Annotated in this window: 20 protein-coding genes and 1 riboswitch; of the genes, 15 read left to right on the top strand and 5 right to left on the bottom strand. The window is 69.1% G+C overall.

Going from position 1 to position 21,835, the window contains the following annotated elements:
- Positions 1–26: 26 nt before the first annotated feature.
- Together BW994_RS03735 and BW994_RS20355 are read right to left on the bottom strand one after the other, a co-directional pair.
- Positions 27–314: a GNAT family N-acetyltransferase gene (locus BW994_RS03735; RefSeq protein WP_029310892.1), complete on the bottom strand. Its 288-nt coding sequence runs from the start codon at positions 312–314 to the stop codon at positions 27–29.
- A gap of 33 nt (positions 315–347) precedes the next feature.
- Positions 348–3,635, bottom strand: coding sequence for a class I SAM-dependent DNA methyltransferase (locus BW994_RS20355; protein ID WP_029310891.1), 3,288 nt, complete (start codon positions 3,633–3,635; stop codon positions 348–350).
- Between the two features lie 197 nt (positions 3,636–3,832).
- Positions 3,833–4,031, top strand: a riboswitch (cobalamin riboswitch).
- 149 nt (positions 4,032–4,180) lie between these two features.
- Between BW994_RS20355 and BW994_RS03725 the strand changes: the two genes are divergently transcribed.
- From BW994_RS03725 to cobJ, 7 genes are read left to right on the top strand one after another with little or no spacing between them, the layout of a single operon-like run.
- On the top strand, positions 4,181–4,567 hold the full coding sequence (locus BW994_RS03725; protein WP_029310890.1) for a DUF1636 family protein: 387 nt from the start codon (positions 4,181–4,183) through the stop codon (positions 4,565–4,567).
- The gene (cobW, locus tag BW994_RS03720; RefSeq protein ID WP_029310889.1) at positions 4,564–5,607 is read left to right on the top strand and encodes a cobalamin biosynthesis protein CobW; all 1,044 of its coding nucleotides are present in this window, start codon (positions 4,564–4,566) and stop codon (positions 5,605–5,607) included. Before BW994_RS03725 ends, cobW begins: the two co-directional genes overlap by 4 nt.
- Before the next feature lie 2 nt (positions 5,608–5,609).
- Complete coding sequence (gene cobN / locus BW994_RS03715) at positions 5,610–8,978, top strand: cobaltochelatase subunit CobN (protein WP_029310888.1); 3,369 nt, start codon at positions 5,610–5,612, stop codon at positions 8,976–8,978.
- Positions 8,975–10,093: a precorrin-3B synthase gene (locus BW994_RS03710; protein ID WP_139333965.1), complete on the top strand. Its 1,119-nt coding sequence runs from the start codon at positions 8,975–8,977 to the stop codon at positions 10,091–10,093. The genes cobN and BW994_RS03710 overlap by 4 nt, the downstream gene beginning before the upstream one ends.
- Positions 10,090–10,719 (top strand): precorrin-8X methylmutase, encoded by a 630-nt coding sequence (locus tag BW994_RS03705; protein WP_029310886.1) that lies wholly within the window; start codon positions 10,090–10,092, stop codon positions 10,717–10,719. The genes BW994_RS03710 and BW994_RS03705 overlap by 4 nt, the downstream gene beginning before the upstream one ends.
- Positions 10,716–11,441 carry a precorrin-2 C(20)-methyltransferase gene (locus BW994_RS03700; protein ID WP_029310885.1) on the top strand — a complete coding sequence of 242 codons (726 nt, stop codon included), beginning with the start codon at positions 10,716–10,718 and terminating at the stop codon, positions 11,439–11,441. The genes BW994_RS03705 and BW994_RS03700 overlap by 4 nt, the downstream gene beginning before the upstream one ends.
- Entirely contained in the window at positions 11,438–12,196 is a 759-nt protein-coding gene (gene cobJ, locus BW994_RS03695; protein WP_029310884.1) for a precorrin-3B C(17)-methyltransferase, read from the top strand. Before BW994_RS03700 ends, cobJ begins: the two co-directional genes overlap by 4 nt.
- 101 nt (positions 12,197–12,297) lie before the next feature.
- Here the strand turns inward: cobJ and BW994_RS03690 are convergent, their stop codons facing one another.
- On the bottom strand, positions 12,298–13,140 hold the full coding sequence (locus BW994_RS03690; protein ID WP_081849003.1) for a cobalt-precorrin-6A reductase: 843 nt from the start codon (positions 13,138–13,140) through the stop codon (positions 12,298–12,300).
- Between BW994_RS03690 and cbiE the strand changes: the two genes are divergently transcribed.
- The 3 genes from cbiE to cobM are packed head-to-tail and all read left to right on the top strand — an operon-like array spanning position 13,125 to position 15,468.
- Positions 13,125–14,330, top strand: coding sequence for a precorrin-6y C5,15-methyltransferase (decarboxylating) subunit CbiE (gene cbiE, locus BW994_RS03685; RefSeq protein WP_029310883.1), 1,206 nt, complete (start codon positions 13,125–13,127; stop codon positions 14,328–14,330). The genes BW994_RS03690 and cbiE overlap by 16 nt on opposite strands.
- Positions 14,309–14,701, top strand: coding sequence for a cobalamin biosynthesis protein (locus tag BW994_RS03680; protein ID WP_245594053.1), 393 nt, complete (start codon positions 14,309–14,311; stop codon positions 14,699–14,701). The genes cbiE and BW994_RS03680 overlap by 22 nt, the downstream gene beginning before the upstream one ends.
- Entirely contained in the window at positions 14,698–15,468 is a 771-nt protein-coding gene (gene cobM, locus BW994_RS03675; RefSeq protein ID WP_029310881.1) for a precorrin-4 C(11)-methyltransferase, read from the top strand. Before BW994_RS03680 ends, cobM begins: the two co-directional genes overlap by 4 nt.
- Here the strand turns inward: cobM and BW994_RS03670 are convergent.
- Complete coding sequence (locus tag BW994_RS03670) at positions 15,426–16,547, bottom strand: cobalt-precorrin-5B (C(1))-methyltransferase (protein WP_051657172.1); 1,122 nt, start codon at positions 16,545–16,547, stop codon at positions 15,426–15,428. The genes cobM and BW994_RS03670 overlap by 43 nt on opposite strands.
- Before the next feature lie 152 nt (positions 16,548–16,699).
- Here BW994_RS03670 and cobA point away from each other — a divergent pair, with 152 nt between their 5' ends.
- The 4 genes from cobA to BW994_RS03650 are packed head-to-tail and all read left to right on the top strand — an operon-like array spanning position 16,700 to position 20,608.
- Positions 16,700–17,503, top strand: a complete 804-nt coding sequence (gene cobA, locus BW994_RS03665; protein WP_051657171.1) for a uroporphyrinogen-III C-methyltransferase — start codon at positions 16,700–16,702, stop codon at positions 17,501–17,503.
- On the top strand, positions 17,500–18,840 hold the full coding sequence (locus BW994_RS03660) for a cobyrinate a,c-diamide synthase (protein ID WP_029310878.1): 1,341 nt from the start codon (positions 17,500–17,502) through the stop codon (positions 18,838–18,840). The genes cobA and BW994_RS03660 overlap by 4 nt, the downstream gene beginning before the upstream one ends.
- Positions 18,837–19,844, top strand: a complete 1,008-nt coding sequence (gene cobT, locus BW994_RS03655; protein ID WP_029310877.1) for a nicotinate-nucleotide--dimethylbenzimidazole phosphoribosyltransferase — start codon at positions 18,837–18,839, stop codon at positions 19,842–19,844. Before BW994_RS03660 ends, cobT begins: the two co-directional genes overlap by 4 nt.
- Positions 19,841–20,608, top strand: coding sequence for an adenosylcobinamide-GDP ribazoletransferase (locus tag BW994_RS03650; RefSeq protein WP_035228109.1), 768 nt, complete (start codon positions 19,841–19,843; stop codon positions 20,606–20,608). The genes cobT and BW994_RS03650 overlap by 4 nt, the downstream gene beginning before the upstream one ends.
- Here the strand turns inward: BW994_RS03650 and BW994_RS03645 are convergent.
- On the bottom strand, positions 20,571–21,140 hold the full coding sequence (locus BW994_RS03645) for a histidine phosphatase family protein (protein WP_051657170.1): 570 nt from the start codon (positions 21,138–21,140) through the stop codon (positions 20,571–20,573). The two genes, BW994_RS03650 and BW994_RS03645, sit on opposite strands and share 38 nt — an antisense overlap.
- 7 nt (positions 21,141–21,147) lie before the next feature.
- Between BW994_RS03645 and bluB the strand changes: the two genes are divergently transcribed.
- Positions 21,148–21,810 (top strand): 5,6-dimethylbenzimidazole synthase, encoded by a 663-nt coding sequence (bluB, locus tag BW994_RS03640; RefSeq protein WP_051657176.1) that lies wholly within the window; start codon positions 21,148–21,150, stop codon positions 21,808–21,810.
- Positions 21,811–21,835 lie beyond the last annotated feature (25 nt).

Below are 21,835 nucleotides of genomic sequence, written 5' to 3'. Positions count from 1 at the left end.
TGTTGCGCACGGGATGGGTGTCAGGGTCAGGGGTGCCGGATGCGGTCGTGGTAGGGGTAGGAATTCTGAACGCCGAGCGTCTGGTAGAGAGTTCTTGCGGTGTGGTTGGCTTCGGTGACCTGGAGGTAGGCGGTGTGGGCGCCGGCCTGGTGGCCCCAGTGGAGCAGGGCGTTGGTGATGCGGCGGCCGTGGCTGTGGCCGTGATCGGGCGGGTTTATGACGATGTCGGACAGGCCGGCGGTACTGCGTTGGTGGACGGCGGGGCCGAAGCCGATGGCGTGGATGGGGGCGTGGATGGGGGCGGGGGCGGTCATTGGGGGATTGGGACTGGGTGGTGGTTGGCCGGGTTACAGGTTGAGGCCGTAGCCCTGGGGGGAATGGGTGACGAGGCCGACGCTGGCGAGGGCGGTGAGGATGGATTTGGTTTGGGGTTCGATGCGGGTGCCCTGGGTGAAGCGGCGGGCGAGGGTTGCGGCGTCGATCGGGTGGGGGGTGGATTTGAGGGCGGCGATGATGGCGGCGGTCTGTTCGATGTCGCGGGCGGGGAAGCGGGTTTTGAGGCGGGCGGTGGTGGGTTTGGCGATGGCGCCGCCCTGGAGGGCGAGTTTCTGGTCCTGGTTGCCGAAGCGGGGGATCTGGTAGGCGGGGCGCAGCCAGGCGATGGTGCCTTCGGCCTCGGCGGTGGCGCGGGCGGTGTTGAGGGCGACGAGGTGGGCCAGGATGGTCGGGGCCGGGGCATCGGGTGGGAGTTGGTAGGCGTGGGCGACTGCATGGTCGAGGCGGGTGTGGAGTTCGTGCAGCAGGCCGACCAGACCGCGGGCGAAACCATCCTGTTCGGCGGCATCGAGCGGTTGGCCGGACTGGAGCTTGGCGCGGATGTTGTAGAGGCCGGTCAGGGTGAGGTCAGGGTTGGCGGCGAGGGTGCGTTTGCGGGTGGCGTCGATTTCCTCCGCGAGGTCGGCGATGGCGGCGCGCTGCGCTGGGGTGGCGGCGGGGAAGGGAAACGGGTCGAAGCAGCGGGATTTCACGTACACGGAATCGTTGCCGACGCCGAGCCAGCCGCCGGCGCGTAACGCCCAAATCGTGTGGATGTTGGCGGAGAGCACGCCGAGGATGAAGGCGTCATCGCAACCGATTGCGATCAGCTTGTTGTCGGGCAGGATGGTGGCGTCGAGGAATTGGAAGATGCGGTGTTTGGCGGTTTCGACGGTGGCGATGTAGCGGGGTAGGTCAGACAAAAAACTCCGAAGTTCTGTGTGCAGTCGTCCGAAAAGCCACCAGTTTTCGCGTCGGAATGTTTCGCGATTGTTATCTCGTTCGGGTTTTACCGTGGTTAACAGGTGCTGATAGACCGATGGGAATCTTTTCCGGACTTCGGGTTCGGTCAGGCCGAACAGGTCGATGACCATGACGCCGCGCGGTCTGGCGGTGAGGTCGCGGCCATTGCGGTAGGGGCGGATGTGGCGGTCGAGGCCGGGGATGCGGCCCAGGCCGAGGGTTGCGGCCTCGTCCGGGGTGACGATGAACCCGGCACCGTGCAGTGCGACGCCGCGTGAACAGAGACCCTCGTTCGCCATGAGCGGCGTCATGCTGGTGAGGTCGGTGCCGATGGTCAGGTCGGGGTTGATGCGGCCGGTGGTTTCGGAAAACGCGATGATCGGGGTGTCGGTGTCGAGGCCGGCTTCGGCGGTGACGGTCAGGAGCGTGCCTTCGTGGGTGCCGGCTTGGGCAACTGTCATGGCGATGCGGACGGCGGCGGCTTTGGGGGTTGCGCGGGTCCAGGGATGGTCGGCGATGGCGAAGATGAGCGAGATGGGCGATTTGGCGTCGAGGTGGCGGGCGAGCACGCGGCGCTGGAAGACCTGGGTGATGGAGTTGGTGGTGACGAAGCCGAAGCGGCGCAGGGGCGTGTTTGGGGTGGTGAGCAGGGTTGCGGCGTGGTTCCACCAGTACATGACGAAATCGGCGCTGTCGTTCATGTCCGGATGGGCGGCCCAGAGGGCTTGGGTGTAGGCATCGCCTAAGCGGGCGCGGATGTCCTTGCCGCCGATGAAGGGCGGGTTGCCGACGATATATTCGGCTTCGGGCCAGTTGGGGGCGTGGGGATTGGAGAAATCGCCGGAGAGCGGGTCGTTCGCTTCGAGCACGGCGTCGCGGATTTGGATGTTGTGGAAGGCGCGCAGCACGGGGTCGGCCTGGGGCATGGTGCCGGTGGTGCGGAGGTAGCCCTGGAGGTAGCCGATCCAGAGGACGAGTTCGGCGATGCCGGCGGCGCGTGGGTTGGCTTCGAGGCCGAGAAACTGGTGGGGATCGACCGAGAAGCCTTGCAGGGCGGCGAGGGGGGATTGGGGTTCGAGGTCGAGCAGGGTTTCGAGGATTTCGCCTTCGAGTTTTTTCAGCAGTTCGAGGGCGACGTAGAGGAAATTGCCGGTGCCGCAGGCGGGGTCGAGGATGCGCAGGGTGCAGAGTTGGGCGTGGAAATCGCGGGCGACGCGGATGGCATCGGCGGGGCGCAATTCGGCGCGGTGGCGGGCGATGGTTGCGATGTGCTGGTTCCATTGGGCGCGTAGCGGCTCGATGATGGTGGCGCTGACCAGGCGTTCGACGTAGGCGCGCGGGGTGTAGTGGGCGCCGAGGCGTTTGCGTTCGGCGGGGTCGAGGGCTTGTTCGAGCAGGGTGCCGAAGATGGCGGGGTCGACGCTTTTCCAGTCGTATTCGGCGGCTTTGGAGAGTTCGGCGATGTCTGCGCGGGTGAGGGGCAGGACGGTCTGGTCGCGGAAGAATTCGCCGTTGAAGCGGCGGACCTGGGTTTCGATGGCGTAGGCGTAGGCGCCGGTGTTCATGGCGGCCCAGAGTTGGGAGATCATGGGGACGAATTTGGTGGGGTCTTCGGCGCAGCGGGCGAGCAGATGCTGGAAGGATTGTTCGGGCAGGAGGCCGACGTCTTCGGCGAACATGGTGAACAGGCAGCGGAGCAGGAACATCGCGACGCGTTCGGGTGGGTTGGTGGTTTCGAGGGATTTGGCGACGGCTGCGATGCGGGCGGCGATTTCGGCGGTGACGGTTGCGGTGCGGCGGGCGGGGTCGAGGGCGTGGGGGTCGGTCCAGATCAGGCGGAGGCGTTCGCGGATGGCGGGGTCGCGGAGATCTTCGAGTGCGATGCGAAAGCCGGTGCGGTCGGGGAATTGGTTGTAGTTGCGGCCCTGGGCGGTGAAATCGGCGCGGATTTCGATGGCGTGGCCGATGTCGCAGGTGAGGATGAAGGGCGGCCAGGGGTGGTCGGGCGGGAGGAGGCGGGCGTAGCCTTCGGCCTGGATGCGGGCGCGTTCCATCATGACGTCCCAGCTGCGGGTGGTGGTGCGGTGGCGGGATTGTTTGGCTTCGAGAATGAAGCAGCCGCGCTTGTAGAGATCGATGCGTTTGAGGTTGCCGTCGTCGCCGCGGACGGTGCGTTCGTAGACGTAGTCGTTATGGGTGGAGGTGGCATCGGCGGGGTCGGGTTTGGGGACGCCGATGATGGTGCAGAGATCGTCGAGAAAGGGTTGGCAGTTGGCGCGTTCGGCGCCGCCTTCGCGGCCGTGCCAGCGGGCGATGAAGGCTTCGGTGGCGGGGTCGGGGGTGGCGTGGTCGGGCATCGGGGCGGATTGTGGGGCAGGTGGTGGCGGTGGGCAATGGGGCGGGGTTTGGGGGTGTGGTGGTGGGTATCAAGGGATACCCACCCTACGGGTCTGGGGTGGTTTGATTCATAAAAGTTTTTTGCTTCTTTTTTTCAAAAAAGAAGGCCTTGCCTTGCCTTGCTCGCGATCGTTTTGACATGCGTTGTGCGGGGCTTGTATGGATGGGGTGTGATGGTCCTCCCGCGAGGGAGGTGAATAGGGAACGTGGTGTAAGGCCACGGCTGCCCCCGCAACTGTAAGCGGCGCGGTTTTCGTCATTTTGCCACTGGGTGTTTTCCGGGAAGGCGATGGGAACCATGGGGATCGATCCCCGGCGCTGTGAGCCAGGAGACCTGCCATCTGCGGCTGGGCGTGTTGCCTGGTTGGGCTGAACGTGTCTCGGGCGGGGTGTCCTGATGACAGCGACGCGTGAAAACGTCGTCTTTCGGTTTGCCGTTTTGGCGGGCCGGGACGCTCAGTGATCGTTGCCTGTTGCATGGCGGAGGGTTCCGTCCGGGGGTTCGATGACTGACGCGGTTGCGCATTTGCATGTTTGTATCACGTGCCGGGCTGGTTTGCCGTTGGAGCCTGGTGGGGTGCCGATGGGGGCGGATTTGTATGCCGCGCTCGAGGGGTGCGCCGATGGGGCGCCGGTTGTGCTGCGCGGGGTCGAGTGCCTGGCGATGTGTGCGCTTGGGTGTTCGGCGGCGATTTCGATGCCGGGGAAATGGAGTTATCTGTTGGGCGGGTTGCGGCCGGAGATGGCGGGCGATCTGATGGATTATGCGCGGTCTTATGTGGCGTCGGGCAGCGGGACGATCATGCCGTCGCGCCGGGCGGCTTCGTTGAAGGATATGATCGTGGGCCGGGTGCCGTCGATCGAGTCGGGGATGCGGGAGGCTGCGGAATGAGCAAGGTGCCGGCGACGATCATCACGGGGTTTCTGGGGGCGGGGAAGACGACGCTGCTGCGCCATTTGCTGGCGCATGCGGGCGGGCGGCGGATTGCGGTGATTGTCAATGAGTTCGGGGCGCTGGGGGTTGATGGCGAGACGCTGCGGCGGTGCGGCATCGAGGCGTGCGGCGATGAGGATATCGTGGAGCTGGCGAACGGGTGTTTGTGCTGCACGGTGGCGGAGGATTTTATCCCTACCATGACGGCGCTGCTCGATCGGGCGTTGCCGCCGGAGCACATTATTATCGAGACGTCGGGGCTTGCGATTCCGAAGCCGTTGCTGAAGGCGTTCACCTGGCCGGGGATCGGCACGCGGGTGACGGTGGATGGGGTGATCGCGGTGGTGGATGGGCCGGCGGTGGCGGCGGGGCGGTTTGCCGATGATCCGGCGGCGGTGGCGCGGCAGCGGGCGGCGGACCCTTCGCTCGATCATGATAATCCGCTGGCCGAGGTTTATGAGGATCAGTTGCAGGCGGCGGATCTGATCGTGCTGAACAAGGCGGATTTGCTGTCGGGTGATGAATTGGCGGCGGTGCGGGAGGGGATTGCGGCGGCGTTGCCGCGGGCGGTGAAACTGGTGGCGGCGCGGCAGGGCCAGCTTGATCCGGCGGTGGTGTTCGGGCTGGGGGCGGCGGCGGAGGCGGATCTGGCGGCGCGGCCATCGCATCATGATGCCGAGGATGGCGCGCATGAGCATGATGATTTCGAGAGTTTTTCGGTGGGCATCGGCGTGCAGGATGATGTCGATGGGTTGATCGCGCGGCTGCGTTCGGTGGCGGCGGCGCATGATGTGCTGCGGATCAAGGGGTTTGCGGCGATTGCGGGCAAGCCGATGCGGCTGGCGGTGCAGGGGGTGGGCGCGCGGTTCACCTGGCATTTCGATCGGGCGTGGGCGGCGGGCGAGGTGCGGCGCGGGGATGTCGTGGTGATCGGGCTGAGCGGGCTGGATCGGTCGGCGATCGAGGCGGCGATCGGTTCCGAGACGGTTGCGGCGTAGCGATGCATCTGCTCGTCCGCGAGACGGCGACGCTGGATGATCAGGAGGCCGCGGTCGATCTGGGGCAGAGTGCCGCGGATATTGTCATGCTGTCGTTTTCCGACAGTGATCTGGGCGGGATGGCGCAGGCCTGGCAGGCGATGGGCGAGGCGCGGCCGAGCTTGCGGCTGGCGAATTTGGTGCGGCTGCGGCATCCGCTTTCGGTGGATTTATATGTCGAGCAGGTGATCGCGCGGGCGCGGTGCGTGGTGATCCGTATTCTCGGCGGGGTGGATTACTGGGCGTATGGCTGCGCGGAGGTGGCGCGGGTATGCCGGGCGGCCGGGATTGCGCTGATCATGATCGAGGGTGATGGGCGGGTGGATGCGCGGCTCGCTGCGATGTCGACCATCGGCGGGGCCATGCGGGCGCGGATGGCGGGGTTTCTGCGCGAGGGGGGGACAGCGAACATGGCGGCGGCGCTGGGGTTGGCGGCGCATCTGGCGGGGGTGGGTGAGGATGCCGGGGTGATGCCGGTGGCGTTGCCGGCGGCGGGGGTGTTCGGGGTGCCGGCGGAGGCACGCGGGCGGCCGGTGGCGGTTGTGGTGGTGTATCGCTCGCACGTGCTGGCGGGGGATACCGCGCCGGTCGAGGCGTTGGCCGCGGCGCTGGCGGCGCGCGGGATGGCGGTGGAGGTTTGGTTCGTCGCGAGTTTGAAGGATGCGGCGGCGGCGGATTTCATTGCGGCGCGGCTGGCGGTGGTGCGGCCGGCGATTGTTTTGAATGCGACGGGGTTTGCGGCGCGGGCTGGCGCGGGGTTCGTGCTGGATTTTGCTGATGTGCCGGTGTTGCAGGTGATTTTGTCGGCTTCGTTCGATGCGGGCGGGGCGGGGTTTCGCGGTGTTTCGCAAACCGATCTGGCGATGCAGGTGGCGTTGCCGGAGCTGGATGGGCGGCTGCTGACCACGGCGATTTCGTTCAAGGCGGCGGTGGAAGAGGTTGCGGGGCTGGAGTTTGCCCGGGTGATCAACCGGCCCGATCCGGCGGGGGTGGCGCTGGCGGCGGATCGGGCGGCGGGGTGGGTGCGGCTGGCGCGGGCGGGCGTGGCCGAGCGGCGGGTGGCGGTGGTGATTTCGGATTATCCCGGGGTGGATGGGGCGGGTTCGGGTGAGGTTGGTTCGGGTGAGATTGGGCACGCGGTGGGGCTCGATTGTTTCGCGAGCCTGGCGGCGATGATCGAGGATATGGCGGGCGCTGGGTATGCGTGCGGCGCGCCGGTGGATGCGGCGGCGCTGGTGCTTGGGTTGTGCCATGACGCGCCGGGTGCGGTGCTCGCGGTGGCGGATTATCGGCAGTATTTCAGGGACCTGCCTGAGGCGTTGCGGGATGCGATGCTGGCGGCCTGGGGTGAGCCGGAGGCGGATGCCGCGGTGGTGGCGGGGGTGTTTCGGCTGCGGCATGTGCGGTGCGGGCAGGTTGTGGTGGCGGTGCAGCCGGATCGGGGGAGTTTGACCGATCGCAAGGCGGGGTATCACGATGCGGCGCTGCCGCCGTGCCATGCCTATGTGGCGTTTTACGTTTGGTTGCGGCGTGAACTCGGGGTGCATGCGCTGGTGCATTTGGGCACGCATGGCACGGTGGAGTGGCTGCCGGGCAAGGCGGCGGCGCTGGGTGAGGCGTGCTGGCCGGTGGCGTTGCTGCGCGGGTTGCCGGTGATCTATCCGTTCATTGTGAATAATCCGGGCGAGGCGGCGGCGGCGAAGCGGCGGCTGGGGGCGGTGACGATCGGGCATCTGACGCCGCCGCTGGTGGCGGCGGGTTCGGGGAGTGCGGCGCTGGAGCGGCTGATCGATGAATATGCCGCCGCCGATGGGATGGATCGCCGGCGGGCGGCGCTGTTGCGGCGCCAGATTATCGAGCAGGCGGCGGATGGCGGGTGGCTCGCGGAATGCGGCGTGCCGGCGGGGGCGGATGAGGATGTGGCGCTGGCGCGGCTCGATGCGTATTTGTGCGATGTCAAGGATTTGCAGATCCGCGATGGGCTGCACGTGTTCGGCCGGGCGCCGCGCGGCCGGGCGGCGATGCTGGCTGCGCTGACGGCGGCGTGCCCTGGTGTGGATGATCTGGCGGCGCGGCTCGATGGGTCGGGCGGCGGTGAGCGGGCGGCGTTGCTGGCGGCGCTCGAGGGGCGGTTCGTGGCGCCGGGACCCGCCGGTGCGCCGAGCCGGGGGCGGGCGGATGTGCTGCCGACCGGGCGCAATCTGACCACGCTCGATCCGCGCATGATCCCGACCGGTTCGGCGATGGCGCTGGCGGCGAAGGCGGCCGGCGTGCTGCTGGCGCGGCATCGGCAGGATCAGGGCGATGATCTGCGGGCGGCGGTGATCGATTTATGGGGCAGCGCGAGCCTGCGGACCGGCGGTGAGGATCTGGCGCTGGCGATGATATTGCTCGGTGTTGCGCCGGTGTGGGATGCGGGGACCGGGCGGGTCGGCGGGTTCGAGATCGTGCCGCTGGCGGTGCTGGATCGGCCGCGGGTGGATGTGACGCTGCGGATTTCCGGCCTGTTTCGCGATGCGTTCGAGACTCAGATTTTATTGTTCGACGCGGCGGTGCGGGCGGTGGCGGCGCGGGATGAAGCGGTCGCGTGGAATCCGTTGGCGGCGGCGCGGGACTTGACCGGCGAGGCGTTTCGGGCGGCGACGGCGCGGATTTATGGCGCGGCACCAGGGGATTATGGCAGCGGCGTTGCGGATCGGCTGGCGCGCGGCGGCTGGCGGGATCGCGACGAATTGGGGCGGGCCTATCTCGCTGCATCGTCGAGCGCGTATGGCCAGGGGCTGGATGGCGCGGCGGATGCTGGGGGATTTGCCGAATTGGTGCGCAAGGCGGGGGCGTTCGTGCATCAGCAGGATCATGCCGAGACGGATATTCTCGATAGTCCGGAATACGCGGCGCATGAGGGCGGGTTTGCCGCGGCGGCGGTGCTGCTGGGGGGCGAGGCTGCGCTGTATCATATGGATGTGTCGCGCCCGGACGCGCCGCGCAGCCGGTTGGTGGCCGAGGAGGTCGCGCGGGTGGTGCGCGGGCGGTTGGCCAATCCACGCTGGATCGCGGGGATGATGCGGCATGGTTATCGCGGCGGGGCCGAGATGGCGCGCGGGGTGGCGGCGCTGCACGGATTCGCCGCGACGATGCCGGCGCGGTTCGATGCGCAGTTCGATCTGGTGTTCGACGCGATGCTGGGTGATGCGGTGGTGGATGGGTTTCTGCGGCGGGAGAATCCGGCGGCGCGGGCGGCGATTATCGCACGGCTGGCGGACGCGCGGGGGCAGGATTTGTGGCATCCGCATCGCAACGATGTTGCCGCTGTGCTGGAGGCGGTGGCGTGAGCCTGCGCGGTTGGTGCCCGAGCCTGGCTGAGCCGATGCCGGCGGCGGATGGGCTGCTGGTGCGGCTGCGGCCGCGTCTCGCACGGTTGAGCGCGGCCGAGGCGCGGTTGGTCGCCGATGCGGCGGCGCGGCACGGCAATGGCGCGATCGAGCTGACCAATCGGGGCAATTTGCAGCTGCGCGGGTTCAGCGCGGCATCGGCGGCGGCGGCGGCGGCGATGATCGGGCCGCTGGACCAGCCGGTGCGGCGGCCGGGGCTGCTGACGGCGCCGTTGCTCGGGGTCGATCCGGCGGCGCATCCGGCGGGTGAGGTGTTGGCGGCGCGGTTGGGTGCGGTGATCGCGGCGCTGCCGGAGGTGAGCGGCCGGGCGGAGAAGTTTTTCATCACGCTCGATGGCGGTGGGGCGGCGGGGCTGGGCGCGATCGGGGCGGATATCGCGATGACGGCGGCAGCCCCGGCGATGCAGGACGCGGGCTGGGTGCTGCGGCGGGATGGTGATCCGCACGCGGTGTTTTGTGCGACCGATGCGGTGGTGGGCGTGGTCGAGGGGTGGCTGCGCGACTGGCTGCGGGCCGGGGTGGCGCGGATGCGGGAGATGTTTCCGGGGGTGGAGGCTGCGGCGCGGGGCAGTGCGGCGGTGACTGTGGATAGGATACCAGGTGTTGCGATGGTTTCGGTGCCGTTCGGGGCGATGGATGCGGCGCGGTTGCGGGCCATCGCGGATAGGGCTGAGTCGGGGGATGGCGTGCTGCGGTTGACGCCGTGGCGCGTGATCATGTTGGCGGGGGCGCGTGCCGATGCCGATGCCGCTGCGCCGGCGGGGGCGCGGGTGCGGGCCTGCGTCGGGCGGCTGGGTTGTGCGGCGGCGAGTACGGATACGCGGGCGGATGCGGCGCTGCTGGCGGCGCGACTTGGGGCGGATTGCGATGTGCATGTTTCGGGTTGTGCCAAGGGTTGCGCGCATCCGATGGCGGCGGCGCTGACGCTGGTCGGGCGGGACGGGCGGTATGATGTGGTGGTGGACGGCCGGGCGGGCGATGCGCCGGTGCGGCTGGGCCTCGGGTTGGCGGATGTGGTGGCGCAGTTCGGGATGCTCGCGGGTGCTGCGGTATGAGTGATTACGATTACATCCGCGATGGCGCGGCGATTTACGCGCGCTCGTTCGCGACGATTCGCGCTGAGGCCGATCTCGGCGGGTGGCCGCCGGGCGAGGCGCTGGTGGCGGTGCGGGTGATCCACGCGTGCGGCATGGTCGATGTGGTGCGGGATTTGCGGTTTTCGCCGGGGTTCGCCGATGCGGCGGCGGCGGCGCTGCGGGCGGGGGCGCCGGTGTTGTGCGATTCCGAGATGGTCGCGCATGGCATCACCAGGGCGCGGCTGCCGGCGGGAAATTCGGTGATCTGCACCTTGCGCGATGCCGAGGTGCCGGCGCTGGCGGCGGCGATCGGCAATACGCGCTCGGCGGCGGCGCTCGATTTATGGGGTGAGCGGCTGGGCGGTGCGGTGGTGGCGATCGGTAATGCGCCGACCGCGCTGTTTCATCTGCTGGAATTGATCGACCTTGGCGCGCCGCGTCCCGCCGCGATCATCGGCATGCCGGTGGGATTTGTCGGGGCGGCGGAATCCAAGGCCGCACTGGCGGCGCAGGGCGCGGTGCCGTTCGTGATCGTGACCGGGCGGCGCGGCGGCAGCGCGATGGCGGCGGCGGCGGTGAATGCGCTGGCGAGCCCAGTGGAATGACCGGCACGCTCTATACGATCGGGATGGGGCCGGGTGATCCGGAGTTGGTGACGCTGAAGGCGGCGCGGATTCTGGCTGGGGTGCCGGTGGTGGCGTTTTTCGCCAAGCGTGGGCGGGTTGGCCATGCGCGCAGCATCGCGGCGTCGCTGATCGGGGCGGGGGCTGCGGAGTTGCGGTTCGAATATCCGTATACCACCGAAATCGGGCATGATGATCCGCAGTATCGGGTTGCAATGGATTGTTTTTACGGCAAATCCGCTGAGGCCGTGGCGGCGGCGCTGGATGGTGGCGACGATGTTGCGCTGCTGTGCGAGGGCGATCCGTTTTTCTATGGCTCGGCGATGTATTTGTTCGATCGGCTGGCGCGCGCCTATCGGAGCGAGACGGTGCCGGGGGTGGCGGGGATGAGCGGGTGTTGGAGCCGTGCCGGGCTGCCGATGGTGCATGGCGATGACGTGCTGAGCATTCTGCCGGGCACGCTGGACGAGGCCGATCTGGTCGCGCGGCTTTCGGGCGCGCACGCGGCGGTGATCATGAAAGTGGGGCGAAATCTGGAGAAGATCCGCCGCGCGCTGGAGCTTGCCAGCCTGATCGATCGGGCCGTGTATGTCGAGCGGGGCACGATGAGCGGGGAGCGGATCGTGCCGCTGCGGGACCTGGTGACGCCGACCGCGCCGTATTTTTCGATGATCCTGGTGCCCGGCCGGCAGGGCGTTCGATGAGCGGGGCGGGGCGGTTGATCGTGGTCGGGTTGGGGCCGGGCGATCCGGCGATGCAGACGCCGCAGGCGGCGGCGGCGCTGGCGGCGGCGACCGATCTGATCGGGTATGGGCCGTACCTGGCGCGGGTGCCGGCGCGGCCGGGCGTGGTGCAGCACCCGACCGATAATCGGGTGGAACTGGACCGGGCGCGCCATGCGCTGACGCTGGCGGCGGCGGGGCGGGTGGTGGTGGTCGTGTCATCCGGTGATGCCGGGGTGTTCGCGATGGCGAGCGCGGTGTTCGAGGCGATCGATCATGGCGAGGCGACCTGGCGGGCGTTGGATGTGAGCGTGGTGCCGGGGATTTCGGCGCTGCTGGCGGTGGCGGCACGGGTGGGCGCGCCGCTGGGGCATGATTTTTGTGCGATCTCGCTCTCGGATAATCTGAAACCGTGGGACCTGGTCGAGCAGCGGTTGGTTGCGGCGGCGGGCGCGGGGTTCGTGCTCGCGCTGTATAATCCGGCGTCGCGGGCGCGGCCGTGGCAGATCGGGCGGTGTTTCGAGGTGCTGCGCGGCGTGCTGCCCGGATCGGTGCCGGTGATTTTCGCGACCGCCGTGAGCCGCGCGGATGAGGCGGTAACGGTGGTGCGGTTGGATGCGGCGGACCCGGCACTGGCGGATATGCGGACGCTGGTGCTGGTGGGCAGTGCGGCGACACGGATGGTGGCGCGCGAGGCGGGGACGCCGTGGGTTTATACGCCGCGGGGGGTGGGGTGAGGCAGGGACGGGTAGGGGAAGACTTCTTTTTTGAAAAAAAGAAGCAAAAAACTTTTGTTTATCTGGGGCATGGGCGGTTTCAGCGGCACGAGCCCAATGGATCAAAGTTTTTTTGCTTCTTTTTTTTCAAAAAAAGAAGTCTTCTCACTTCGTTTTACTGCGATGCTCGCCTGGCGCGCCGTGCTGACTTCGCGTTTCAGCCAGTCCAGCGCGCCATCGGCGTCGGGCACGGTCGGGCAGGGTGGCAGGCTTGGCCGGGCGATCATGATGATCGGGATGCCGAGGGTGCGGGCGGCGGTGAGTTTGGCCGACGTTGCGGCGGCGCCGGCGTTTTTTGTCACGATGATGTCGATCCGGTGGGTTTGCAGCAGGGCGGTTTCCCCCGCCACGGTGAACGGGCCGCGGGCGGTGATGAGTTCGGCGTTTGGCGGGCACAGTGCGGCGGCGGGCGGATCGACGCTGCGGATGATGTAGTCGTGCCAGGGGGCGGCGCGGAACGGCGCGAGGTCTTGCTGGCCGATGGTGAGGAAGACGCGGCGCGGCATGGGGCCGAGCGCATCGGCCGCCTGGGTCATGGTGGTGACGTGCGTCCATTGGTCGCCTGGTTCGGCGCGCCACGCGGGGCGGTCGATCCGCAGGATTGGTGTGGCGGTAAGGGCGGCGGCCTGGCAGGCGTGGTCGCTGATTTGGGCGGCGAAGGGGTGGGTCGCGTCGATGATCGCTGCGGTTTCGGTGGTGCGGAGGTAGGCGACCAGACCGGCGATGCCGCCGAAGCCGCCGATGCGATGGGGGATGGGCGGCAGGATTGGCGCGGCGGTGCGGCCGGCCAGCGACAATGTGGCGGCGATCGTGGGTTCGTGCGCGAGCGCGCGGGCGATATTTGTGGCTTCGGTGGTGCCGCCGAGAATGAGGGTGCGCAGGGGCAGCGATGAGCTTGGTTCCATGGCTGAGCATTCTGGGGATCGGGGAGGATGGTGTCGATGGGTTGTCGGGGGCGGCGCGCGGCTTGATCGGGCGGGCGGCGCTGGTGGTGGGCGGTGCGCGGCATTTGCGGCTGGCGGCGGGGTTGATCACGGGCGAGGTCATGGTCTGGCCGCGGCCGATGGATCAGGCGTTTCCGGCGATTTTTTCGCGGCGGGGGCAACCGGTGGTGGTGCTGGCTTCGGGTGATCCGTTTTTTCATGGGGTGGGGTCGGTGTTGGCGGCGCATGTCGCGCGGGGGGAGTTTGTGTGCCTGCCGGTCGCGTCCTGCGTGTCGCTGGCAGCGGCGCGGCTGGGCTGGGCGTTGCAGGATACGCCGGTGATTTCGTGCTGCGGCCTGCCGGTGGCGCGGGTGATTCCGCATCTGCATGACGGGGCGCGGCTGTTGGTGCTGTCCGCCGATGCGACGACGCCGGGCGATGTTGCCGCGGTGCTGTTGGCGCGGGGATTTGGGGCATCGCGCGTGCATGTGCTGGAGGCGCTGGGCGGTCCTTGCGAGCGGCATCGGGTGGTGGCGGCGGATCGGATGCCGGATGATGTGGGGCCGCTGAATTTGCTGGCGATCGAGGTGGCGGGTGCTGCGGGGATGCCGCGCGTGGCCGGGCTGGCGGATGGGTGGTTCGCGCATGACGGGCAGATCACCAAATCCGAGATCAGGGCGGCGACGCTGGCGGCGCTGGCGCCGGTGCCGGGGGATTTGCTGTGGGATATCGGCTGCGGGTCGGGCTCGGTCGCGATCGAGTGGTTGCTCGCGCATCCGGCCAATCGGGCGATCGGGCTGGAGCGGGATGCGGTGCGGGCGGCGCGGGCGCGGGATAATGCGCTGACGCTGGGGGTGCCGCGGTTCGAGGTGCGGCAGGGGGCGGCGCCTGACGATATCGATGATTTGTGGCCTGCGCCGGATGCGGTGTTCATCGGCGGTGGGGCGCGGTTGGATGGGTTGATCGGCCAGTGCTGGGCGGCGCTGCGGGCGGGCGGGCGGCTGGTGGTGAATGCGGTGACGATCGAGACCGAGGCCGTGCTGTTCGCGGCGCATCGGGAGTATGGCGGGGCGTTGACGCGGTTATCGATCGATCGGCTCGATCCGGTGGGCGGGCTGCACGGGTTTCGCCCGGCGATGACGGTGACGCAGTGGCGCGGGGTGAAGCCGTGATCGTGGCGGGGATCGGCTGCCGGGCGGGGTGCGATGCGGCTGGTATCGTGGCGCTGGTGGCGCGGGCGGCGGGGTTGGCCGGGTGCCGGGTGGATGTGCTGGCGGCGCCGCGGTTCAAGATGGATGAGGCGGGCGTGGCGGCGGCGGCGCGATTGTTGGATGTGGCGATGGTCTGGGTCGAGCCCGATGCGCTGGATTTGGCGCAGGCGCGGTGCGTGACGCGATCGGCGCGGGTGGCGGCGGCGGTGGGTGTGGCATCGGTCGCGGAAGGATGCGCGTTGGCGGTGGCGGGGGCGCAGGGCCGGCTGGTGCTGGCGCGGATTGCAGGCGATGGGGCGACGTGCGCGTTGGCGCGGGGTGAGGCGTCGTGACGGTGCATTTCATCGGCGCGGGGCCGGGGGCGGCGGATTTATTGACGTTGCGCGGGCGCGATATTCTGGCGCGGTGCCGCGTGTGTTTGTTCGCGGGCTCGTTGATTCCGCGCGCGATGCTGGCGCATTGCCCGGAGGGGGCGCGGATTGTCGATACCGCGCCCATGAGCCTTGATCAGATCGAGGCGGAGTTTGCGGCGGCGGCGGCGGCGGGGCTGGATGTGGCGCGGCTGCATTCGGGGGATTTGTCGCTGTATTCGGCGGTGGCGGAGCAGATCAGGCGGCTGGAGCGGCTGGGCATCGACTACACGATGACACCGGGGGTGCCGGCGTTTGCGGCGGCGGCGGCGGCGCTGGGGCAGGAGCTGACCTTGCCGGAGATTGCGCAGAGTCTGGTGATCACGCGGATTTCCGGGCGGGCTTCGGCGATGCCGGCGGGTGAGACGCTCGAAGGGTTTGCGCGGACCGGGGCGATGCTCGCGGTGCATCTGGCGATCCATGCGATTGGGGCGGTGGTGGCGCGGCTGGTGCCGTTTTACGGGGTGGATTGTCCGGTCGCGGTGGTGGCGCGGGCGAGTTGGCCGGATCAGCGGATCGTGCGGGCGAATTTGGGCACGATCGAGGCGGTGCTGGCGGGTGATAAGGTCGAGCGGACGGCAGTGATATTGGTGGGGCCGGGTCTGGCGGGTGGTGCGGCGCGGGAGAGTGCCTTGTATGATGCGGCTTATGACCGGCGGTTTCGCTCATCGGCGGGGGATAACTCGTGAACCGGCGCGAATCCGGCGCGACCGGCGATGGCGCCGGTGCGGTCGAACAGGATGATTTCGAGATCGATCGCGGCGGGGGCGAGCACGGCGGCGGCGGTGTGCCAGGCGGCTCGGGCGACGGTATCGCCGAGGTTGAGGCCGGTGGCGGTGGCGTGATCGAAGATTTCGGCGGTGGTGTTGGCGGCAAGGATGGTGGCGGTGAAGGCGGCGGGCGCGCCGCTGGTGTGGGCGAGCGACGCGAGGGCGGTGCGGTCGACCGCGTTGCGGCTGGAATGGAGATCGAGCCTGCCTTGGGCGAGTTTGGTGATTTTGGCGACGCCGCCGGCGATGGTGAGGCGGGGGATCGGGTTGCGGCGGAGGTATTTCAGCAGGCCGCCGGCGAAATCGCCCATTTCGATCAGGGCGGTGTCTTCGAGATGGTGCAGGGCTTGGACGGCGCGTTCGGAGGTGCGGCCCGTGGCACCGGCGATGTGGGTGATGCCGGAGGCGCGCGCGACATCGATGCCGCGGTGGATACTGTCGATCCAGGCGGCGCAGGAGAACGGGATGACGATACCGGTGGTGCCGAGAATCGAGAGGCCGCCGACGATGCCGAGGCGGGCGTTGAGCGTGTGTTCGGCGAGGGTGGCACCGCCGGGGATGGCGATTTCGACGATGAAATCGGGGTTGGGGCCGGCGATTTCGGTGAGCGCCTGGCGGATCATGGCGCGCGGGGTGGGGTTGATGGCGGGTTCGCCGGGCGGGATGGGCAGGCCGGGGCGGGTGATGGTGCCGACGCCTTCGCCGGCGCGGAAGATGATGCCTGCGCCGGGCGTGGCAGCGCTGATGGTGGCGCGGACCAGGGCGCCGTGGGTGACATCCGGATCGTCACCGGCGTCTTTCACGATGGCGGCGGTCGCGGTGGTTGCGGTGCGGGCGGCCTCCGCGAGGGTGAAGCTGGTGGTGGCACCGTTGGGCAGGGTGATGGTGACGGGATCGGGGAAGGCGCCGGTGAGCAGCGCCGCGCAGGCGGATTTGGCCGCGGCGGTCGCACAGGCGCCCGTGGTCCAGCCACGGCGGAGCGGCGTCCGGTTCGTCACAGAGGTGGATATACCCGTGGACGCCCAACAAGTCACACAGCAATGACGCACGGACGGTTTCCGCAGCAATCACTCAAGGTCGAAACGTTTTTTTGCTTCTTTTTTTCCAAAAAAAGAAGTGCTTGCTTCTTATTGGATGATGGATTTCGCCGATGACCAGCCTGGACCGGATAATGACCGATCTGCCACGCCTGAACCCGGGCGAGGTCTGGCTGGCCGGTGCCGGGCCGGGTGATCCGGCGCATCTGACGTTGCTGACGCTATCGGGGCTCGGGCAGGCGGATGCGGTGGTGCATGATGCGTTGATCGATCCGCGCGTGCTGGGGTTGGCGCGGGCGGGGGCCGAGTTGATTCCGGCGGGCAAACGGGGCGGCAAGCCATCGGCGGTGCAGGCGGATATCACGGCGCAGTTGATTGCGCTGGCGCGGGCGGGGCGGCGGGTGTTGCGGCTGAAGGGCGGCGATCCGTTCATGTTCGGGCGGGGCGGCGAGGAGGCGTTTACGCTGGCGGCGCAGGGGGTGCGGTTTCGGATTGTGCCGGGCCTCACTTCGGGGTTGGCGAGCATGGCTGCGTCGTTGATTCCCTTGACGTTGCGCGGGGTCAATCAGGCGGTGGTGCTGGCGACCGGGCATGGTGCCGACCGGGCGGACGGGATGGATTGGGCGGCGCTGGCGCGGCTCGATCAGCCGATCGTGCTGTATATGGCGATGACCAATCTGGCCTCGATCACGGCGGCGCTGATGGCGGGCGGGTTGAACGGGGCGACGCCGGCGGCGGCGATCGCCTCGGCGACGCTGGCGGAGCAGCGGATTCTGGTGACGGATCTGGCGCAGCTTGCCGAGCGCGTGACGATCGAGGGGATTGCGGCGCCGGCGATCATTGTGATCGGGCAGGTGGTGGCGTCGCGGGCGCGGCTGCTGGAATTGTTGCCGGCGTTGGAGGCGATGGCGCGATGACGCTTGCCTCAAAAACGCGGGCGTTGGTGATTGCGGCGCCGCGTTCGGGCAGCGGCAAGACGATGGTGACGCTGGCGCTGGCCGCAGCGCTGCGGCGGCGCGGGCTCAAGGTGCGCTGTGCGAAATCGGGGCCGGATTATATCGATCCGGCGTTTCATCAGGCGGCTTCGGGGCATCCCGGAGTTAATTTGGACAGTTGGGCGATGACGCCGGATTTGCTGGGGGCGATTCTGGTGGCGCAGGCGCGGGATGCCGATGTGCTGCTGATCGAGGCCTCGATGGGGTTGTTCGACGGGGTGGGCGAGGCGGCGCTGCGGCGGGGGGCGGCGGCGGATATCGCGGCGCGGTTCGGGCTGCCGGTGGTGCTGGTGCTCGATGTTTCGGGCCAGTCGCAATCGGCGGCGGCGGTCGCGGTGGGGTTTGCCGGGTTCGATCCGGCGGTGCGCGTGGCGGGGGCGGTGTTGAACCGGGTGGGTAGCGCGCGGCATCGCGACGGGATTGTGGCGGCGATGGCGCGGGCCGGGGTTGCGGTGTTCGGCAGCATTCCGCGCGATCCGGCGTTGAGTTTGGCGGAGCGGCACCTGGGCCTGGTGCAGGCGCGCGAGCAGGATGGGCTGGCGGGCTATTGCGCGGGGTTGGGCGAACGGGCCGAGCGGGAATGCGATATCGATGGGTTGCTGGCGGCGGCTGGGGTGATCGAGGATGGTGGCGGGGTAAGTGCTGCGGCGGTGCCGCCGCCGGGGCAGCGGATTGCGCTGGCCGATGATGCGGCGTTCAGTTTCATGTATCCGCATGTGGTGGCGGGGTGGCGCGCGGCGGGGGCTGAGATCGTGGCGTTTTCGCCGCTGGCGGATGAGGCGCCGCCCGATGGGTGCGATGCGTGCTGGCTGCCCGGCGGGTATCCGGAATTGCACGCGCCGGCACTGGCCGCGGCCGGGCGGTTTCAGGCCGGGTTGCGCGATTTCGCGGCGCGATGGCCGGTGCATGGCGAGTGCGGCGGGTTCATGGTGCTGGGGGTGGCGCTGGAGGATGCGGATGGCGTGCGCCATGCGATGACCGGGCTGCTCGGCCATGAGACGAGTTTCGCGCGGCGCCGGCTGCATCTGGGCTATCGCGAGGCGGTTTTGTGTGCCGATGGGCCGTTGGGCGCGGCCGGGGCGGTGGTGCGGGGCCATGAGTTTCATTATGCCAGCGTGACCGCGCCGGGCGACGATGCGCCGTTCGCCATGATGCACGATGCGCTGGGTGCCGCGCGCGGGCCGGAGGGCGGGCGGCGGGGGCGCGTGTCCGGCACTTTTTTTCATCTGATCGCTTCCGTTGACCGAGGATCGCCATGACCGATTTTGCCGCCGTTCGAGCCCGTTGCGCGGATTTTCCGCCAGCCGATGAGGCCGCCGCCGCCGCCGTCCGGGCGCGCCAGGCGACGCTGACCAAGCCGCCGGGCAGCCTGGGGCGGCTGGAGGATATCGCGGCGTGGCTGGCGTCCTGGCAGGGGCGGGCGATGCCGCGGCTCGACCTGGTGGAGGTGCTGGTGTTCGCGGGCAATCATGGCGTGGTGGCGCAGGGGGTTTCGCCCTATCCGCCGGCGGTGACGGCGCAGATGGTTGGGAATTTCGCGGCGGGCGGGGCGGCGATCAATCAACTGGCGCTTCTGGCCGGGGCGGCGCTGCGGGTGATTCCGCTGTCGCTGGAGGCACCGACCGGCGATTTCACCACCGATGTGGCGATGACGCCGGACGCGTTCGAGGCGGCGGTGATGACGGGGTATGACGCGGTCGATCCCGGCGCCGATCTGCTGTGCCTGGGTGAGATGGGTATTGGTAATACCACGGCGGCGGCGGTGCTGGCGGCGGCGCTGTTCGGCGGCGATGGGGCGGATTGGGCGGGGCGGGGCACCGGCATCGACGATGCCGGGCTTGGCCGTAAGCGCGATGCGATCGATCGCGGGTTGGCGCGGCATCGGGCCGTGCTGGATGATCCGCTGGCGGCGGCTGCGTGCCTGGGCGGGCGGGAACTGGCGGCGATTCTGGGCGCGGTGATCGCGGCGCGGGTGCATCATGTGCCGGTGTTGCTCGATGGATTCGTGTGCACCGCCGCCGCGGCGCCGCTGGCGCGGCTGGTGGCGGGTGGGCTGGATCATGCGATGATCGCGCATGCCTCGGCCGAGGCCGGGCATCGGCGGTTGGTGGAAGCGCTGGGGATGGTGCCGCTGCTCGATTTGGGGATGCGACTGGGCGAGGCTTCGGGCGCGGCGCTGGCGGTGCCGGTGGTGCGGGCGGCGCTGGCGTGCCACGCCGGCATGGCGAGTTTTGCCGAAGCGGGCGTGACGGACCGGGCATGAACACCGCCGCTTGCCAGATGGCCGCCGCGTTCGGCCTGCTGACCCGCCTGCCGCTGGGTGCGGCGTTGCCGGCTCCCGCGATGGTCGATTATGCCGCCAGCGTCTGGGCCTATCCGGTGGTCGGGCTGGCGGTGGGCGGCATCGCCGGGGTGGTTTATGCGCTGGCGCTCTGGCTCGGCATGGTGCCCTGGCTCGCGGCCGGTTGGGCGCTGGTGGTCAGCGTGCTCGCGACCGGCGGGCTGCATGAGGATGGGCTGGCCGATAGTGCGGATGGGCTGGGCGGCGGCGGCACGATCGCGCGGCGGCTCGCGATCATGCGCGACAGCCGGATCGGCAGTTATGGCGCGATCGGGCTGGTGCTGGCGGTCGCGCTGCGGCTGGCGGCGATTGGGAGCATCGCGGGACCCTGGCGGGTGATGGCGGCGCTGATGGTGGCCGGCGCGTTCGGCCGCGCGGCGATGGTGGTGGTGCAGCGGCGCACCGCGTTCGCCCGGCCCGATGGGTTGGCGGCGAGCATGGGGGTAATTCCGGCGGGACCGGCGCTTCTGGCGGAAGCGATCGCGGTGGTGGCGGCGCTGGTGCTGGTGCCGTTCTGGGCCGCCGTGCTGGCGGCGATGCTCAGCGGTGCGGCAGCGCGGCTGTGGGCGCGGTATGTCACCGCGCGGCTCGGCGGGCATACCGGGGATACGCTCGGCGCGATCGACATCGGCACCGAAATTCTGGTCCTCAGCCTGCTGGCATCGACCTGGCCGGGTCTGCGATGAGGGTGATCGACCCCAGCGGCGGCGCGGGCGTCAGCAGATCGGGCCTGGTGCCGTTCGCCAGCGCGAGCAGCAGCCGCAACGGGCCGCCGTGCGAGACGATGATGGCGGGGCGCGCCCGGATCAGGCAATCATGATAGGCGGCGGTGACCCTGGCGAGCAGCGCGGCACCGCTCTCGCCACCGGGCGGGGCGAAAGTTTCGGGCGATGCCGCCCAGGCATCGAGGGCGGCGCGCGGCACATCGTTCCATGCCACACCTTCCCAAGCACCGAAATCGAGTTCTTGCAGGCGCGGGTCGGTCTCAACCGGGATGCCGCGCGCCGCACCCAGCGCCTCGGCCAGGATGCGGCAGCGCTGGGCTGGGCTGGTCAGGACGATGCTCGCCGGATGGCCCGCGAGTTGTGCGATGATCGGGGTGATGGCGGCATGGCCCGCTGTGGTCAGGCCGATATCCAGCCGGCCGTAGCAAAGGCCGGCAGCGATGGCGGGTTGCGGGTGGCGGATCAGCGCAAGCGGGCAGGGGGGTGAAGCCATGGCCGACATGATAGACCAGTTTGGCACTGCTGGCTGCGCGGCGGAATTCGGGGCGGAGTTTGCCGCAGCGCTCGAGGCGCTGTTCACCCTGCGGCGCGATGTGCGGCATTTCCGGCGCGATGCGTTGCCGCCCGGAACCATCGAACGGCTGCTCGCCATCGCCTGCCTGGCCCCCTCGGTCGGGTTCAGCCAGCCGTGGCGGTTCGTGCTGGTCGATGATCCGGTGCGGCGGCGCCGGGTGCGGGATAATTTCGTTGCGTGCAACGACGCCGCTCGGCTGGGCTATGACGATGAGCGGGCGGCGCTGTATGCGCGGTTGAAACTCGCCGGGCTCGACGACGCGCCCTGCCATATCGGCGTGTTCGCCGAACCCGATCCCGCCACCGGCCACGGCCTGGGCCGGCGCACCATGAAGGAGACCATCGCCTATTCGGTGGTCATGGCGATCCACACGCTCTGGCTCGCGGCGCGGGCCGAGGGCATCGGGCTCGGCTGGGTGTCTATCCTTGACCCCGGCGCGATCGCCGCGGCGCTCGATGTGCCGGCGGGCTGGCAGTTCATCGGGTATCTCTGCATCGGCTATCCGCAGGACGCGCACCGGACGCCGGAACTGGAGCGCGAAGGCTGGGAGCGGCGGATTGATGCGGATGCGATGATTTTTCGGCGTTGATCCCCATATCTCTCCTGTCATGGAG

This window comes from Acidiphilium rubrum (assembly GCF_900156265.1).
Classification (GTDB): domain Bacteria; phylum Pseudomonadota; class Alphaproteobacteria; order Acetobacterales; family Acetobacteraceae; genus Acidiphilium; species Acidiphilium rubrum.
The sequence above is the reverse complement of the archived record's forward strand: the minus strand, read 5'-3'. Positions and strand labels throughout refer to the sequence as shown.

What these genes read in the sequence shown, in the direction of transcription:
- BW994_RS03645 (WP_051657170.1), bottom strand. Translation starts at nt 21,140, where the DNA reads ATGGCTTCACCCCCCTGCCCGCTTGCGCTGATCCGCCACCCGCAACCC.
- cobT (WP_029310877.1), top strand. Translation starts at nt 18,837, where the DNA reads ATGACCGATTTTGCCGCCGTTCGAGCCCGTTGCGCGGATTTTCCGCCA.
- BW994_RS20355 (WP_029310891.1), bottom strand. Translation starts at nt 3,635, where the DNA reads ATGCCCGACCACGCCACCCCCGACCCCGCCACCGAAGCCTTCATCGCC.
- BW994_RS03660 (WP_029310878.1), top strand. Translation starts at nt 17,500, where the DNA reads ATGACGCTTGCCTCAAAAACGCGGGCGTTGGTGATTGCGGCGCCGCGT.
- BW994_RS03725 (WP_029310890.1), top strand. Translation starts at nt 4,181, where the DNA reads ATGACTGACGCGGTTGCGCATTTGCATGTTTGTATCACGTGCCGGGCT.
- bluB (WP_051657176.1), top strand. Translation starts at nt 21,148, where the DNA reads ATGATAGACCAGTTTGGCACTGCTGGCTGCGCGGCGGAATTCGGGGCG.
- cobA (WP_051657171.1), top strand. Translation starts at nt 16,700, where the DNA reads ATGACCAGCCTGGACCGGATAATGACCGATCTGCCACGCCTGAACCCG.
- cobN (WP_029310888.1), top strand. Translation starts at nt 5,610, where the DNA reads ATGCATCTGCTCGTCCGCGAGACGGCGACGCTGGATGATCAGGAGGCC.
- cobJ (WP_029310884.1), top strand. Translation starts at nt 11,438, where the DNA reads ATGAGCGGGGCGGGGCGGTTGATCGTGGTCGGGTTGGGGCCGGGCGAT.
- BW994_RS03700 (WP_029310885.1), top strand. Translation starts at nt 10,716, where the DNA reads ATGACCGGCACGCTCTATACGATCGGGATGGGGCCGGGTGATCCGGAG.
- BW994_RS03650 (WP_035228109.1), top strand. Translation starts at nt 19,841, where the DNA reads ATGAACACCGCCGCTTGCCAGATGGCCGCCGCGTTCGGCCTGCTGACC.
- BW994_RS03705 (WP_029310886.1), top strand. Translation starts at nt 10,090, where the DNA reads ATGAGTGATTACGATTACATCCGCGATGGCGCGGCGATTTACGCGCGC.
- BW994_RS03690 (WP_081849003.1), bottom strand. Translation starts at nt 13,140, where the DNA reads ATGGAACCAAGCTCATCGCTGCCCCTGCGCACCCTCATTCTCGGCGGC.
- BW994_RS03735 (WP_029310892.1), bottom strand. Translation starts at nt 314, where the DNA reads ATGACCGCCCCCGCCCCCATCCACGCCCCCATCCACGCCATCGGCTTC.
- cobW (WP_029310889.1), top strand. Translation starts at nt 4,564, where the DNA reads ATGAGCAAGGTGCCGGCGACGATCATCACGGGGTTTCTGGGGGCGGGG.
- cbiE (WP_029310883.1), top strand. Translation starts at nt 13,125, where the DNA reads ATGAGCTTGGTTCCATGGCTGAGCATTCTGGGGATCGGGGAGGATGGT.